The organism is Pseudomonas sp. PGPPP1 (assembly GCF_002255865.1).
Taxonomy (GTDB): domain Bacteria; phylum Pseudomonadota; class Gammaproteobacteria; order Pseudomonadales; family Pseudomonadaceae; genus Aquipseudomonas; species Aquipseudomonas cremoris.
Window position 1 is genome coordinate 39,775 of record NZ_NKIG01000025.1, and the last position, 16,162, is coordinate 55,936.

A 16,162-nucleotide genomic window follows, 5' to 3' on the forward strand; every position below is an offset into this window, starting at 1 on the left:
ATCAAATGTGGGAGCTGGCTTGCCTGCGATAGCGGTGTATCAGTCGCAACTGCTTTAACTGAAAGACCGCTATCGCAGGCAAGCCCGCTCCCACATTTTGATCCGGTTTCGTCAAAGGATATTCGAGTAGTCCGCCTCGATCCGATCCAGGCTCAAGTGGTTGAGGAAGTTGGAGAAACACATCCACGCCGCCAGCGCGTTCATGTCGCGAAACTGGTCTGGCAAGTACTTGGGCGGCACCACCAGGCCCTCGTCCACCAGTTGGCGCAGGGTGCGCATGTCCTCCAGGGTGGTCTTGCCGCAGAACAGCAGCGGCACTTGTTCCAGCTTGCCTTTGCGCACGGCCAGCTGGATGTAGTTGTAGACCATGATAAAGCCCTTGAGGTAGGACAGGTCCTTGGTAAACGGCAAGCCGGTCGGCACCGAGCCACGGAATACGCGGCTGGCGTTGCCGTAGCTTTCGGCCATTTCAAAACCTTGCTCGCGGAAGAACTCGAACACCTGCAGGAAGTCCGCGCCCTCTTCCACCATGTGGATGGCGCGGGTGCGGTTGGTCAATTTACGCAGGCGACTCGGGTAGGAGGCAAACGTGATGATCTCCATCAGGATCGCCAAACCTTCCTGGGTCACGGTGGACGACGGCGGGCCCTTGGACAGGAAGGTGCAGATAGGCTGGTTCTGGCCGTTGAGCGTGGTGCCGACGTGCACCAGGCCTTCATGCACTTCCAGGGCACGTACATCGCGGTCGTTGAACATCGCGTCGGCGCGGATCTTGATGTAGTCGGCACCCGCCGCCGCGTCGGCGACGATACCGTCGGACTCGAACACGCGGATGGTTTCTTCGGCTTCGCCAAACACCTTGTTCAGGCGGGTTTGCAGCAGGGCGACGGCGTCCTTGGCTGTGAGGGTCTTGGCCTCATCTTTCAAGTCGCCACGGCCGTCGATGTTATTCAGGTAGTCGGACAGCATCAGGCCCAGGTCAGCCAGGGTCGGGTCGCCCGCGTGGAACGCGTCCGAGGCGGCGCCGTACAGCTCTTGGGAAATCAGGCCGAAGTCCTCGGTGCCGCGTGCTTCGAGCATGCGCACCACCATGCGGTATTCCCGGCACATGCGGCGCATGATCTGCCCCACCGGGCTGAACTGGCCGAGACGACGGGTGATGTCGCGCTCAATGTTCTGGAACTCCAGCTTCACTGCGCTGGAGTCGAACGACAGTGGCCGGTTGAGGTAATAGTCGCGGCTCACGGCGGGCATTTCCTTACCCTTGGCCTTGAGGAACCCCTGGCGAATGTTCTCGTCCCACTTCACGGCGTCGAGGACACGAATCGGTGTTTGCGCCAGCACAATGCGATCAGACAAGGTGCGTATCGTCTGCTGGTAATCGTCCACCTGGTGCTTCCTCTTTAAACGTTATTTGCCCGTGCGCTGGTAGCGCACGGCTTCAACGAACACATCGGCATTGGCCGGGTCATCCAGGTAGGCAAATACCTGGTCCATGGGGCTGTCGACCACCACACCCGCGCCTTCGACGGTCTCCACGTTGCTGCCGCTCAACACCTTTTGGCCGATGGCCTGGTGAATCTGATCCAGGTCCAGGGTGTAGACCACCAATTCGTGTTTTTCGTCGAACTCGAAGCCCGCCAGGATGTAATGCCCGCCCAGCTTGGCCGGCAGTGGCGCCGACAGGTACCAACGACTGCCATGGCGCGACACGCTAAACAGGTACTCATCACGCTGACCGGGCTTGGCTGTAGGGTAGCTCACGGCTTTGTAACGGTGGTTACCCGCAGCGCTGATGTGCAGGTTGAGCGGCTCGCCCCAGGCGTTCTTGCTCGACCACTGGCCCAACAAAGCCTGCGGCGCGGCCTCATGGGCAGGCAGCGGGTCCTTGAAGGTCACCAGGCAACCGCTCAGTAGCAGGAACGACAAGGCGATGACTGCAACACGCCAGGCTTTCATTCGACACTCCCCGGTGTCAGACCGAGGCCAACACCAAATGCATGTAACGCTTGAGAATCTCAAGCATCTCTTCACCGGTCAGAGGCTCTGCGCCGCCCAGCAGGCCCTGATATTCCATCCGACCGATTATCGCCGTCAACACTTTGGCATCCTGTTGCGGCTCGCGAGAGCCCAATACCTGGAAAAACTGCCCGGTGCCCTGCAACAGGATCTGTTGGTGCGAGCGCACCAGCGCTGCCAGGCGCGGGTTCAACAGGGCCTCCTGGCGGAAGGCCTGTTCAGCCATCAGGTGTTCGCGGCGGTTGGTCAGTTGGCGCAAGACGTAATCGGCGGTCAGCCGCGCAATGTCATCGGCCAGTTGGGAACGCGACTGCGGGCTGCCATCGCCATAGGCGACCATCTCGCGCAGCAGGCCTTCGTTGCGCACCCACAACTTGCCCATGAACGCAGCGCTGCGCTCCACGTATTGGGCAAAGGTATCGGTCAGCAGGTCATCGATGTCCTTGAAGTAATAGGTGGTGGCCGACAACGGCACCCCGGCTTCGGCGGCCACCGCCCGGTGGCGCACGGCGCGAACCCCTTCGCGTACCACGATGCGCATGGCCGCATCGAGAATGTCTTGCCTGCGCTGCTCGCTGCCCCTACGACTGGCCTTACGGCCCTGGTACTGGACGCTTTCAGCCACGGCAGCGGCAATGCCGGCGGCGCCTTCCTGAGCGATTACGCGGTTCACGACACACATCCTTGAATAGATCAAAACCTGGCGCTGTTAGCTTGACGCTTAAAGACGCCGCATAAAAAAGCCGCCTTATAAAAGGCGGCTTCGGATTTCGCTGGATTTACGCTTGCGGCCGCATGTGCGGGAACAATATCACGTCGCGAATCGACGGTGAGTTGGTCAGCAGCATCACCAGACGGTCGATACCAATACCTTCACCGGCGGTTGGCGGCATGCCGTATTCCAGGGCACGGACGAAGTCAGCGTCGTAGTGCATGGCTTCGTCGTCGCCGGCGTCCTTGTCGGCCACCTGGGCCATGAAGCGCTCGGCCTGGTCTTCCGCATCGTTCAACTCGGAGTAGGCGTTGGCGATTTCGCGGCCGCCGATGAACAGCTCGAAACGGTCGGTGACGTTCGGGTTGTCATCGTTGCGACGGGCCAGCGGCGACACTTCGAACGGGTACTGGGTAATGAAGTGCGGCTGTTCCAGCTTGTGCTCCACCAGTTCTTCGAAAATCATCACCTGCAATTTGCCCAGGCCTTCGAAGCCCAGCACCTTGGCGCCGGCTTTCTTGGCAATGGCGCGGGCCTTGTCGATGTCATTCAGGTCGTCAGCGGTCAGCTCAGGGTTGTACTTGAGGATCGAATCGAACACCGACAGACGCACGAACGGCTCGCCGAAGTGGAACACCTTATCGCCGTACGGCACGTCGGTGCTGCCCAGGACCAACTGCGCCAGCTCGCGGAACAGTTCTTCGGTCAGGTCCATGTTGTCTTCATAGTCGGCGTAAGCCTGGTAGAACTCCAACATGGTGAACTCTGGGTTGTGACGCGTCGAAACGCCTTCGTTACGGAAGTTGCGGTTGATCTCGAACACTTTTTCGAAACCACCCACTACCAGGCGCTTGAGGTACAGCTCCGGCGCGATACGCAGGAACATTTCCATGTCCAGCGCGTTGTGGTGGGTTTCGAACGGCTTGGCTGCAGCACCACCGGGGATGGTTTGCAGCATCGGGGTTTCCACTTCGAGGAAGTCACGCTGCATCAGGAAGCTACGAATGTGGGCGATGACTTGCGAGCGCACACGGAAGGTGTGGCGCACGTCTTCGTTGACGATCAGGTCAACGTAGCGCTGGCGGTAGCGCTGCTCGGTGTCGGTCAGGCCGTGGTGCTTGTCTGGCAGCGGGCGCAGGGATTTGGTCAGCAGGCGTACGTTTGTCATTTCAACATACAGGTCGCCCTTGCCGGAACGGGCCAGGGTGCCTTCGGCGGCAATGATGTCGCCCATGTCCCAGGTTTTTACCGCGGCCAGGGTTTCTTCCGACAAGGTCTTGCGGTTGACGTAGACCTGGATGCGACCGGTCATGTCCTGGATCACCATGAACGAGCCACGGTTGAGCATGATGCGACCTGCCACCTTGACCGGGATCGCAGCCTCTGCCAGTTCTTCCTTGGTCTTGTCCGCGTATTGCTTCTGCAAGGCATCGCAGTAGTTTTCGCGACGGAAGTCGTTGGGGAAGGCATTGCCCTTGGCGCGCTCGGCAGCAAGCTTTTCCTTGCGCAGGGCGATCAGGGAGTTTTCTTCCTGTTGCAGGGCTTGCGGGTCGAGTTGTTGGTCGCTCATGTCTTTAAATCTTCCATCACAGGTCTGTTGCCCCCGCCACTGGCGGGGGACTTGAGGTCGGGCAGGCGGTTTACAGGCCCGATTTCAGGCTGGCTTCCAGGTATTCGTCGATATCGCCGTCGAGCACCTTGTCGCAGTCGCTGCGTTCGATGTTAGTGCGCAGATCCTTGATCCGCGACGCATCGAGCACATAAGAACGGATCTGGTGACCCCAGCCGATATCCGACTTGGTGTCTTCCAGCGCCTGGGAAGCAGCGTTGCGCTTCTGCATTTCCTGCTCGTACAACTTGGCCCGCAGCATTTTCATGGCGGTGTCCTTGTTGGCGTGCTGGGAACGTTCGTTCTGGCAGCTGACCACGGTGTTGGTCGGTACGTGGGTAATACGTACGGCCGAGTCGGTGGTGTTTACGTGCTGACCACCGGCACCGGAGGAACGGTAGGTGTCGATACGCAGGTCGGCCGGGTTGATCTCGATTTCCACCTTGTCGTCGATCTCGGGCGAGACGAACACAGCAGAAAACGAGGTGTGGCGACGGTTGCCGGAGTCGAACGGGCTTTTACGCACCAGACGGTGCACGCCGATCTCGGTACGCAGCCAGCCAAAGGCATATTCGCCCTTGATGTGCACGGTGGCGCCCTTGATACCGGCGACTTCACCGGCGGACAGCTCCATGATGGTGGCGTCGAAACCGCGTTTATCCGCCCAGCGCAGGTACATGCGCAGCAGGATGTTGGCCCAGTCCTGGGCTTCGGTGCCGCCGGAACCGGCCTGGATGTCCAGGTAGGCGTTGTTCGGGTCCATCTCGTGGCTGAACATGCGACGGAATTCGAGTTTGGCGAGGTTTTCCTCGAGACGGGCCAGCTCGGCGACGACATCGCCCACTGCGCCTTCGTCGTTCTCTTCGACGGCCATATCCAGCAGGTCACGGCAATCGGCCAGACCGGTGTTCAGTTCGTCGAGGGTATCGACGATCTGCGCCAGCGCAGCGCGCTCGCGGCCCAGTTCCTGGGCGTATTCAGGTTTGTTCCAGACAGCAGGATCTTCAAGCTCGCGATTGACTTCGGTCAGACGCTCATGCTTTTGATCGTAGTCAAAGATACCCCCGAATAGTTTCGGAGCGCTCGGACAGGTCCTTGATGGTGTTAAGGATCGGGTTGATTTCCATGGCGGGCAGCACTCGTTGGCGAACTTTTGAAAGCCGGCGAGTATAACGGCAAACGGGGGGGAACGGCAGCCCGCTTGGCGAAAAGGCGGGGGTGTATACGATCTCCTAAAGAACGGAGATCAAATGTGGGAGCTGGCTTGCCTGCGATAGCGGTCTGTCAGTTGAGGCAGCTGCAACTGGGACACCGCCATCGCAGGCAAGCCAGCTCCCACAGGCGTTCGGCGCCGCTTGCGACTATTCGATACCCACCTGATTGCGCCCGTTATGCTTGGCCGTATACAACCCCTTGTCCGCCGCCAATATCAGCTGCCGACAATCCGTCCCCTGCTGCGGCGTCATGGTCGACAACCCGATGCTGATGGTCAGGCTGGCGCCTTCGGCCGGGGCGATGTGCGGGATTTTAAGGCCCGCGACGGCCATGCGCAGCTTCTCGGCCACCAGGCGTGCACCTCCTGGCGACGTATTGGGCAGCACCAACGCAAACTCTTCACCGCCGTAGCGCGCCGGCAGGTCCGACGGGCGGCTGCTGGCTTCGCGAATGCTGGCGGCGACTTTGCGCAGGGCTTCGTCACCCTCTACGTGGCCGAAGCTGTCGTTGTAGGTCTTGAAGAAGTCCACGTCGATCATCAGCAACGACAGCTGGGTCTGGTCACGCATGGCGCGGCGCCATTCCAGTTCAAGGTATTCGTCGAAGTGGCGGCGGTTGGACAGCCCGGTAAGGCCATCGGAGTTCATCAGCCGTTGCAGCACCAGGTTGGTGTCCAGCAGCTGTTGCTGGCTCACACGCAGCGCACGGTAGGCGGCATCGCGCTGCAACAGGGTCATGTAGGAGCGCGAGTGGTAGCGAATGCGCGCCACCAACTCAATGTTGTCCGGCAACTTGACCAGGTAGTCGTTGGCCCCGGCCGAGAACGCGGCACTCTTGATCAGCGGGTCTTCCTTGGTGGAAAGCACGATGATCGGGATGTTCTGCGTGGCCGGGTGGTTGCGGTATTCGCGCACCAGGGTCAGGCCGTCGAGGCCGGGCATTACCAGGTCCTGCAGGATCACCGTGGGCTTGATGCGGATGGCCTGGGCGATCGCCTGGTGCGGGTCGGCGCAAAAATGGAAGTCGATATTTTCTTCATGGGCCAGGCCGCGTCGCACGGCTTCGCCGATCATGGCTTGGTCGTCGACCAGCAACACCATGGCGGCGTTTTCGTCGGTCTTGATGTCGTCGATCTGTAAATCATTCATGTGCAGTCACCTGAATTACTACCTGCAAGCCAGCATCGCGGAGGGTAAACATCATTTTGCAAAGACCTCCAGCAATCGGGGCGCAATTCTATCCAGTGGGCGAATTTCAACAGCAGCATCAATCGCCGCCGCCGCTTTGGGCATGCCATATACCGCCGAGCTCTGCTGATCCTGGGCGATGGTCAAATAACCTTGTTCACGTAGCAATTTAAGGCCCTGGGCCCCGTCGCGGCCCATGCCGGTCAGCAGTACGCCAACGGCGTCGCCATTCCAATGGCTGGCCACGCTTTCAAAAAACACGTCGATCGAGGGCCGGTAAATCTCGTTCACTGGCTCTGCGGTATAGGCGAGCGTGCCATTTTTCAACAACCGAATGTGGTGATTGGTACCGGCCAATAGCACCACGCCACTTTGCGGCGGTTCGCCTTCGCGGGCCAGGCGCACCGGCAGGCCCGAGGCACTGCTCAGCCACTCGGCCATGCCAGCGGCGAACACCTGGTCCACATGCTGCACCAGCACAATGGCGGCGGGAAAGTCCCGGGGCAAGCCCTTGAGCAGGATTTCCAGGGCGGCCGGACCACCCGCCGAAGAGCCAATGGCCACCAGGCTCTCGCGCTTGCCGGTGATGCGCGGAGGCGCGGTTTCGGCGCGTACGCGGCTGCCACGCTGGCCGATCAGCCAGCCAATATTGAGGATCTTGCGCAGCAACGGCGCCGCCGCGTCCTTGGGGTTGCCCACGCCCAGGGGCGGGGTGTCGACCACATCCAGGGCACCATGGCCCATGGCTTCGAACACACGGCTGACGTTGGCCTGGCGGTCGACGGTCACAATGACGATGGCACACGGCGTCTCGGCCATGATTTGGCGCGTGGCCTCGACCCCGTCCATCACCGGCATGATCAAGTCCATCAGGATCAGGTCCGGGGTCAGCTCGGCACACCGCTGTACGGCTTCCAGGCCGTTGGCAGCCACCCAGACAACCTGATGCGCGGGCTCGAAACTCAAGGCACGGCGCAAGGCCTCCACCGCCAGGGGCATATCATTGACGATCGCAATCCTCATGCCCGCGCGCCTCCAATCAGCTCCACCACGGCGTCCAGCAGGGCATCGTCGTGGAAACTGGCTTTGGCTAAATAATAGTCGGCGCCGGCGTCCAGTCCACGGCGTCGGTCTTCTTCACGATCCTTGTAGGACACCACCATCACCGGCAGCGATTGCAGGCGACTGTCTCGACGCAAAAGTGTGACCAATTCAATACCGTCCATGCGGGGCATATCAATGTCTGTGATCAACAGGTCGAAGTCCTCGGAACGCAATGCGTTCCAGCCGTCCATGCCATCGACCGCGACCGCCACTTCATAACCACGATTAAGTAACAATTTGCGTTGCAGCTCACGCACGGTGAGCGAGTCATCCACCACCAGCACCCGTTTACGCGGCGCTTCGGTGGCCTGCTGGCTACGCCGTGCGATGCGCTCCAGGCGGCCGGTGTTGAGCAACTTGTCCACCGAACGCAGCATGTCTTCCACATCAACGATCAATACCACCGAGCCATCATCGAGCAAGGCACCGGCGGATATGTCCTGGACCTTGCCCAGCCGATCATCCAGCGGCAAGACGACCAAGGTGCGTTCGCCGATAAAGCGCTCCACGGCAATCCCATACACCGCATCGCGCTCGCGGATCACCACGACCTTCAAGGTCTCTTCATTACTCTGCCCCGGCGGGCGCTGCAACAATTGGCTGGCGGCAACCAGGCCGACATGTCGACCCTCGTGCCAGAAATGCTGGCGGCCTTCCAGTTGCACGATATCGTCCGGCGCCAAATCGCACATGCGTTCGATGTGGGCCAGTGGGAACGCATAGGCCTCTTCGCCGACCTCCACCACTAGGCTGCGCACCACCGACAAGGTCAATGGCACTTCCAGGTGAAAGCGACTGCCCTGCCCCGCCGTTTGCTCCAGCACCACCGCACCGCGCAGTTGGCGCACCATATGTTGCACTGCATCCAGGCCGACGCCGCGCCCGGACACTTCGGTGACCTTGTCCCGCAGGCTAAAACCCGGCAAAAACAAGAACGTCAGCAGTTCTTCTTCACTCAATCGCAGCGCGGTTTCCAGCGGCGACAGGTGTCGATCGACAATGGTGCCGCGCAGGCGCTCGAGGTCGACGCCGTTACCATCGTCACTCAGCTCCAGCACCAGCAAACCGGCTTGATGGGAGGCGCGCAGGCGGATCAAGCCCTCGGCAGGCTTGCCCGCCAATACGCGTTGCTCGGGCATTTCGATGCCGTGGTCGACGGCATTGCGCAGTAAGTGGGTGAGCGGCGCTTCGAGCTTCTCCAACACGTCGCGGTCAACCTGGGTCTTTTCGCCCTCGATCTCCAGCCGCACTTGTTTACCCAGGCTACGACCCAAGTCACGCACCATGCGCACCTGCCCGGCCAATACATCGGCAAACGGGCGCATGCGGCAGGCCAACGCCGTGTCGTAGAGCACTTGGGCGCGCTGCCCCGCTTGCCAGCCGAATTCGTCCAGCTCGGCAGTTTTTTCCGCCAGCAGGGCCTGGGCTTCACTGAGCAAGCGTCGGGTATCGGCCAGCGCTTCCTGGGCTTCGAGGTTCAAGTCCAGGGTCTTGAGCTGACCGTCCAGAGCGTCCAGGGCACGCACGCTCTGGCTTTGCATGCGTTTCAAGCGCTGCAGGCTGGCCAGGTAGGGCTTGAGCCGCTGGGTTTCCACCAGGGATTTACTGGACAGGTCCAACAGGCTGTTCAAGCGCTCGGCGGTAACCCGCAGCACGCGCTCACCGCCTTCGGTCATGCGTTTGTTCTGGCGCACCGGCTCGGCGGCAACGGGCGGCGCGGGCTCAGGCTCAGGCGGCAGTTCCTCAACGATGGGCGCAGGTGCCAGCTCAGGCACTGGAGGCGGCGGTGTCACGTTAACGACCGGTGCCTGGGACGGATCGAGCAAGCGCTCCATCAACGCCACATAGGCTTCGATATCTGCCGGCCCCACGTCATTGCCGGGGGTGGCAATGCGCATCAGCAGGTCGGTGCCTTGCAGCAGTGCATCAATATGTTCAGGTTGCAGGTAAAGCCGGCTTTCCTGGGCGCTGACCAGGCAATCTTCCATCACGTGGGACACGCTGACCCCGGCGTCCACCCCAACAATACGTGCCGCGCCCTTCAAGGAATGCGCGGCGCGCATGCAGGCTTCAAGCTGATCGGCCTGGGTCGGGTTGCGCTCCAGCGCCAGCAAGCCTGCGCTCAGTACCTGGGTTTGCGCATCGGCTTCCAGGCTGAACAGTTCCAGCAGCGAGGCATCGCGCATCTGGTCGGGGGTCATGTGAGGCTCCGGGTCACGGCGGACAACAATTGCGCCTCGTCCAACCAACGCAGGCTGCGGCCTTTCCACTGCAATACACCCTGGGTGTAGCGCGCGCTGGCCTGGGTACCGGAGGCCGATGCGGCCTTCAAGGTACGCTCATCGATGGCGTGGATGCCGTCGACTTCATCCACCGGCACCACCACCGGGCCATCCTGGGCGGCAATGATCAGCATGCGCGGCATGATGCGCCCGCCCGTGGCGCCATTGTTGGTAGCGTCCAGGCCCAGCAGCTCCACCAGTGACAGGCACGCCACCAGCGCGCCGCGCACATTGGCCACGCCAAGCAAGGCGCGAGAACGTTGGTGCGGCAGGGAGTGGATCGGTTGCAGCGGCGCCACTTCCACCAGGCAACGGGTGGCAATGCCCAGCCATTCTTCGCCGAGGCGGAACATCAGCAACGACCGGGTGACCACGTCTTCACCGACTTCAACGGTGGCCTGCGGACGGTGGTCGTCCTGCTGCAAGGCATAGCGGTCCAGCAGGCGCGTGGCGGCGGTGGAATACACCGAGCAGTTGCGGCAGTGGATATGGTCTGCCAACAGCGGGCAGGATTTGTCGCCGTGGATACCGATCCGGTTCCAGCAGTCGTCGATGGCTTGGGTGTCGGCCAGGGTCAGGTCCAGGCCTGCGGTGTCGAGCACGTGTGGGCTACTCATCGTTTGGACTCACTGTCAGCTCGCTCGCTACGTGCGGCACGGGCCTGCAAACGGCGCGCCCCCGCCGTGTCACCTTGGGATTCGAGCAACGCGGCCAGGTGCATCAAGGCCTGCGGGTGCTGCGGTTCCAGATACAGGGCTTTGCGGTAGAAGCCCTGGGCTTCCAGGGCGCTGCCGGACACATCGCTGAGCAGCCCCAGCCAGTAGAAGACCTGCGCGGCTGGCGGGTGGTTGTTCAAATATTGTTCACAGGCAGCACGCGCTTCAGCGCTTTTGCCCTCATTGGCGAGTGTGGCGATGCGGCTGAGCAAGGTATTCGCATCGGACGGCGGCGCCTTGATCGGTACCACCTGGGTGTTAACCGTGCTGAACGGCCGCGGTCGCACGGGCAGCGTCGCCGCAGTACGCGGGGGCGGGGGCGCGGGAATCGGCGCGAACACCGGCTCAGGCTTGACCGGCTCGGCATGCCGGCTGAACGCAAAGGACTGCGGTACGCCAATCGAGCGCATGCCATGACGCCCCAGCAGGCTGCCTTCGGCCGGGCCGATAAACAGCACGCCATCGACGTGAGTCAGGCCCTTGAGCACATCGAACACTTGCTTCTGGGTCGGCTGGTCGAAGTAGATCAGCAGGTTGCGGCAAAACACAAAGTCGTAGCTCGGCTCATTGGCCAGCAGCGTCGGATCAAGCAGGTTGCCGACTTGCAGCCGCACCTGTTCGCGCACGCGGTCAGCGATGTGGTAACCATCGCCGTATTCGGTGAAGTGCCGGTCCCGAAAGCCGATATCGCCACCCCGGAACGAGTTCTTGCCGTACACCCCGCGCCGCGCGCGCTCCACCGACAGCGGGCTGACATCCAGGCCCAACACCTTGAATTGATGGGGCGCCAGGCCAGCATCCAGCAAGGCCATGGCAATCGAATAGGGTTCTTCGCCGGTGGAACACGGCAGGCTGAGGATGCGCAGCGCGCGCATCTGCTTGATCTCGGCCAGGCGTGCCTTGGCCAGGCGCGCCAGTGTTGCAAAGGATTCGGGGTATCGGAAAAACCAGGTCTCGGGGACGATCACCGCTTCGATCAGCGCTTGCTGCTCATCCTGGGAGCTTTGCAGGTGCTGCCAGTATTCGCCCGCTGTCTGCGCGTGCGTCGCCTGGGTGCGTTGGCGCACCGCGCGTTCGATGATCGCCTCGCCCACCGAGGCCACGTCCAGGCCGATGCGCTCCTTCAAGAAGGCAAAGAAACGTGGATCGTTGCTCATACGCTCAACTCGGCTGAAAACAACACGGCACGCACATCATCGGTCAGCAGGTCGTTCACGCCGATCCATTGCATCAGGCCTTGGGCATCCTCACGCACCGGCCCCAGGTACGGCGCCTGGCGGTTGTCCAGGCCGTAGGGCTGAAACTCGGCCGGGTCGCAACGCAGGGTATCGGTGGCTTGTTCAAGGATCAGCCCCAGCCAACGTGCTTCGTGCCACGGCTCTGGTTGATAATTGACCAGCACCAGCCGCGTGCTGGTACGGGCCTGGGCCGGCGCACCAAAGGTTAGGGCACTCAGGTCGATGACCGGCACCAGCGCTCCGCGATGGGCAAAGATACCGGCCACCCACAACGGCGCATGGGCGATCGGCTTGAGCGGCAGGCGCGGTAGCACCTCAGCCACTTCGGTGGCTTTGAGGGCATAGCGTTCGCTGCCGATGCAAAACACCAGGAACAACGCCTTTTTCGCTGCCGGGACGGCGCCGCGTTTAGCCGCGAGGTCGCTCATCAGACTTTGAAACGCGACACGCCGCTGCGCAGACCGACCGCAACCTGGCTCAGTTCATCAATCGCAAAGCTGGCCTGGCGCAGCGACTCGACGGTCTGGCTGCTGGCGTCGCCCAGTTGCACCAGTGCGTGGTTGATCTGCTCGGCACCGGTGGCCTGGGCCTGCATGCCTTCGTTGACCATCAACACGCGCGGCGCCAGGGCCTGTACCTGATGGATGATCTGCGACAGCTGCTCGCCCACTTGTTGCACTTCGGACATGCCCCGGCGTACTTCCTCGGAGAACTTGTCCATGCCCATCACGCCAGCGGACACCGCCGACTGGATCTCACGCACCATCTGCTCGATGTCATAGGTGGCCACGGCAGTCTGGTCAGCCAAGCGGCGCACTTCGGTGGCGACCACAGCAAAACCGCGCCCGTATTCGCCGGCTTTTTCAGCCTCGATGGCCGCGTTGAGCGACAGCAGGTTGGTCTGGTCGGCGACCTTGACGATGGTTACCACCACCTGGTTGATGTTGCCGGCTTTCTCATTGAGGATCGCCAGCTTGGCGTTCACCAGGTCGGCGGCGCCCATGACCGAGTGCATGGTTTCTTCCATGCGCGCCAGGCCTTGCTGCCCGGAACCGGCGGCCACCGATGCCTGGTCGGCAGCAGTCGACACTTCGGTCATGGTGCGGACCAGGTCCTTGGACGTGGCGGCGATCTCGCGGGAAGTGGCACCGATTTCGGTGGTCGTCGCCGCCGTTTCGGTGGCGGTGGCCTGTTGTTGCTTGGAGGTGGCGGCGATCTCGGTGACCGAGGTGGTGACCTGCACCGACGAACGCTGGGCCTGGGACACCAGGGCGGTGAGCTCGGTCATCATGTCGTTGAAGCCGGTTTCCACCGCGTTGAATTCGTCCTTGCGCTCCAGGTTCAGGCGCTTGCTCAGGTCGCCGCCGCGCATGGTTTCAAGGATTTCGACGATGCGTTGCATCGGCGCCATGATCGCGCGCATCAACAGCAAACCGCACAGACCGGCGGCCAGAATGGCCAGCACTAACGACACGAACATGCTGACTTTGGCGGCAGATACCGCGTTATCAATGGCACTGGTCGCTTGGTCGGCAACGCTCTTGTTTTCGGTAATGATGTCATTGAGCTTCATGCGCCCAGCCGTCCAGGCGGGCGTCAGATTGGTATTGAACTCTTTGCGGGCGGCGTCCAGGTCATTGCGCTGCAGGCTATCAAGCACAACGGCCAGGCTCTTGTTGTAGGCCTGGTGCAGGGATTCGAATTTATCGAACTCGGCCTGATCTTCCCGACCGTTGATGGTTTTCTGATAGCTGGCCATCTGCGTCTGGATACGCGCTTCATAGGATTTGAAGTCGGCCTTGTCGGTATCGCTCAAGCCCTTGTCGTCGCGCAGGCCAAGCATTTCGAGGGTTTGCAGGTAGCTGTCGACCCACGCGCTGCGGATCATCGAACTGAGGTACACACCCGGCACGGCGTCGTCGCGGACCGCTTCCTCGCTGTTTTCGATCTTCAGCAACCGTGAATAGGAGACCACAACCATTAACAGCATGATGGCGATAATGACCGCAAAGCTTGCCAAGATCCGTTGGCGCAAGGTCCAGTTCTTCACAGTAATTCCTCGAAGGGCCGATCAAATGCCGGGGAGTATAGCTGAGCAGAAGCCCTCATTAATCAATGGGTTTTGATGTAGGGATCACAGAATGCAAATGTAGGAAGGGGCTTGCGGCAGATGGCGGTGATTCGGCCACCTGTAAAAGGGCTGAAACACCGCGATTGAGACATGATCACAATCGAAATTGTGGGTGCAGGCAGCTAACCGGCGTTCAGGCGCACCTGTTTTTCCAACTCGGCCTTTAAACCAGGCTCAAGCTTGAGCTGGCGCGCCAGCTCGTCGAGGTAGGCCTTTTCCATAAAGTTCTCCTCATCCACCAGCATCACACTGGCGATGTACATTTCGGCCGCCATTTCCGGAGTGCTCGCCGCCCGCGCCACGTCGGCCGGGTCCAGGGGCTTGTTCAGCTCCGCGTGCAGCCAGCTTTGCAGCTCACGGTCGTTGTCCAGCTTGGTGAATTCACCTTCGATCAGCGTGCGTTCGCGCTCGTCTACGTGGCCATCAGCCTTGGCGGCGGCGACCAGCGCCTTGAGGATGGCTTGGCTGTGTTGCTCAACCTGTGCCGCCGGCAGGCGGTCGATGGTTTGCGGTTCACCTTTGGGCGCAGTGGCCTGTTGTGCCTGCCAGTTGCCGTAGGCCTTGTAGGCAATGACGCCCAACGCTGCCAAACCGCCGTAGGTCAGGGCCTTGCCGCCGAATTTACGGGCTTTCTTGTTACCGAGCAGCAAGCCCATCGCACCCGCTGCCAAGGCGCCGCCGCCCGCGCCGCCCAGCAGGCTGCCCAGGCCGCTACCGCCGAGCAATCCGCCCAGGGCGCCTTTGTCTTCCTGCTTACGTTGGCCGCCACTCTTGTTCTGCAGCATGTCCTGGCCAGACTTGAGCAATTGATCGAGCAATCCACGGGTATTCATTCGTAGCCTCCAGACACTAGGGTTCATAGGACCAATAGGCCCCCAGCGTAAAACTAAGTGCCAAAAAGCCCCGATCTAGAGTGCTTCCAGATGTAACGCCGCCGCCCTTCGTTAAAACCGATATACACTCGAACAAATCTATAAAAACACCCCACTGGTAATTCCAGCATGATGACCCTGCGTCAAATCCGGCATTTCATCGCCGTGGCCGAGACCGGCTCGATCTCCGCCGCCGCACAGACTGCGTTTATTTCCCAGTCCACCCTGACCCTGGCGATCCAGCAACTGGAGCAGGAAATCGGCGTAAACCTGTTCAATCGCCACGCCAAGGGCATGACCCTGACTCACCAGGGCCACCAGTTTCTGCGCCAGGCGCACCTGATCCTCGCCACCGTCGATAACGCCAAGCGCAGCCTGCAACAGAGCACCGACCAAGTGGCCGGACAGTTGATCATCGGCGTGACCAGCCTGGTTGCCGGCTACTACCTCGCCGACCTGCTCACCCGTTTCCAGCGCGCCTACCCCAACGTGGAAATCCGCGTGATGGAGGATGAGCGCCCGTACATCGAGCATTTGCTGGTCAGTGGTGAGATCGATGTAGGCGTGCTGATCCTCTCCAACCTTGAAGACCGCCACGCCCTGCAGACCGAAGTGCTCACCCACTCCCCTCACCGCCTGTGGCTGCCGGCACAACACCCGCTGCTGGAGCACGACAGCATCAACCTTGCCGACGTGGCGCGTGAGCCGCTGATTCAACTGAACGTCGATGAAATGGGCCACAACGCCCAGCGCATGTGGACCGGTGCGGGCCTGCAACCACGAGTGACCTTGCGCACTGCCTCCACCGAGGCGGTGCGAAGCCTGGTGGCGGCGGGCCTTGGCGTGTCGATCCAGCCCGACATGACCTACCGCCCCTGGTCGCTTGAGGGCGACATTATTGAAGCGCGACCGATCGCCGACCTCAGCCAAACCCTCGACGTCGGCCTGGCCTGGCGTCGTGGCACGGCGCGGCCGGCGTTGGTGGACCCGTTCCTGACGGTCGCTCGTGAACAGCCCCATCCGCGCAAGCCATCTATTTAATCGAATGCTGCATTCAGTATTTAGTATTTGTTGACC

The 16,162-nt window shown here is 61.4% G+C and carries 14 protein-coding genes; 1 reads left to right on the forward strand and 13 read right to left on the reverse strand.

Annotation, left to right across the window (positions count from 1 at the left end):
- Positions 1–111 precede the first annotated feature (111 nt).
- The 13 genes from CFE47_RS23545 to CFE47_RS23605 all read right to left on the reverse strand — a co-directional run bounded on the left by CFE47_RS23545 (position 112) and on the right by CFE47_RS23605 (position 15,046).
- Positions 112–1,389 (reverse strand): flavohemoglobin expression-modulating QEGLA motif protein, encoded by a 1,278-nt coding sequence (locus tag CFE47_RS23545; RefSeq protein ID WP_286840767.1) that lies wholly within the window; start codon positions 1,387–1,389, stop codon positions 112–114.
- Positions 1,390–1,410: 21 nt separating this feature from the next.
- Positions 1,411–1,959 carry a hypothetical protein gene (locus tag CFE47_RS23550; protein WP_286840768.1) on the reverse strand — a complete coding sequence of 183 codons (549 nt, stop codon included), beginning with the start codon at positions 1,957–1,959 and terminating at the stop codon, positions 1,411–1,413.
- A 16-nt stretch (positions 1,960–1,975) separates the two neighbouring features.
- Positions 1,976–2,692 (reverse strand): TetR/AcrR family transcriptional regulator, encoded by a 717-nt coding sequence (locus CFE47_RS23555; RefSeq protein ID WP_185707466.1) that lies wholly within the window; start codon positions 2,690–2,692, stop codon positions 1,976–1,978.
- Between the two features lie 106 nt (positions 2,693–2,798).
- Positions 2,799–4,301, reverse strand: a complete 1,503-nt coding sequence (lysS, locus tag CFE47_RS23560) for a lysine--tRNA ligase (protein ID WP_286840769.1) — start codon at positions 4,299–4,301, stop codon at positions 2,799–2,801.
- 70 nt (positions 4,302–4,371) lie between these two features.
- A protein-coding gene (gene prfB, locus CFE47_RS23565) for a peptide chain release factor 2 (protein WP_095943132.1) occupies positions 4,372–5,467 on the reverse strand; the annotation gives its coding sequence in 2 pieces (ribosomal slippage) (positions 4,372–5,394 and positions 5,396–5,467; 1,095 coding nt in all).
- A 234-nt stretch (positions 5,468–5,701) separates the two neighbouring features.
- Positions 5,702–6,703 carry a response regulator gene (locus CFE47_RS23570; protein WP_185707468.1) on the reverse strand — a complete coding sequence of 334 codons (1,002 nt, stop codon included), beginning with the start codon at positions 6,701–6,703 and terminating at the stop codon, positions 5,702–5,704.
- Between the two features lie 51 nt (positions 6,704–6,754).
- On the reverse strand, positions 6,755–7,765 hold the full coding sequence (locus CFE47_RS23575) for a chemotaxis response regulator protein-glutamate methylesterase (protein WP_286840770.1): 1,011 nt from the start codon (positions 7,763–7,765) through the stop codon (positions 6,755–6,757).
- Positions 7,762–10,047, reverse strand: coding sequence for a hybrid sensor histidine kinase/response regulator (locus CFE47_RS23580; RefSeq protein WP_286840771.1), 2,286 nt, complete (start codon positions 10,045–10,047; stop codon positions 7,762–7,764). The genes CFE47_RS23575 and CFE47_RS23580 overlap by 4 nt, the downstream gene beginning before the upstream one ends.
- Entirely contained in the window at positions 10,044–10,745 is a 702-nt protein-coding gene (locus tag CFE47_RS23585) for a chemotaxis protein CheW (protein WP_286840772.1), read from the reverse strand. Before CFE47_RS23585 ends, CFE47_RS23580 begins: the two co-directional genes overlap by 4 nt.
- Positions 10,742–12,001: a CheR family methyltransferase gene (locus CFE47_RS23590; protein WP_286840773.1), complete on the reverse strand. Its 1,260-nt coding sequence runs from the start codon at positions 11,999–12,001 to the stop codon at positions 10,742–10,744. The genes CFE47_RS23585 and CFE47_RS23590 overlap by 4 nt, the downstream gene beginning before the upstream one ends.
- Positions 11,998–12,510, reverse strand: coding sequence for a chemotaxis protein CheW (locus CFE47_RS23595; protein ID WP_286840774.1), 513 nt, complete (start codon positions 12,508–12,510; stop codon positions 11,998–12,000). Before CFE47_RS23595 ends, CFE47_RS23590 begins: the two co-directional genes overlap by 4 nt.
- Positions 12,510–14,132 (reverse strand): methyl-accepting chemotaxis protein, encoded by a 1,623-nt coding sequence (locus CFE47_RS23600; protein ID WP_286840775.1) that lies wholly within the window; start codon positions 14,130–14,132, stop codon positions 12,510–12,512. Before CFE47_RS23600 ends, CFE47_RS23595 begins: the two co-directional genes overlap by 1 nt.
- Before the next feature lie 203 nt (positions 14,133–14,335).
- Positions 14,336–15,046 carry a tellurite resistance TerB family protein gene (locus CFE47_RS23605; RefSeq protein WP_286840776.1) on the reverse strand — a complete coding sequence of 237 codons (711 nt, stop codon included), beginning with the start codon at positions 15,044–15,046 and terminating at the stop codon, positions 14,336–14,338.
- Between the two features lie 168 nt (positions 15,047–15,214).
- On the opposite strand from CFE47_RS23605, the gene CFE47_RS23610 reads away from it, so the two are divergent.
- Positions 15,215–16,126 (forward strand): LysR family transcriptional regulator, encoded by a 912-nt coding sequence (locus CFE47_RS23610; RefSeq protein WP_003209548.1) that lies wholly within the window; start codon positions 15,215–15,217, stop codon positions 16,124–16,126.
- The last annotated feature ends 36 nt before the right edge of the window (positions 16,127–16,162 follow it).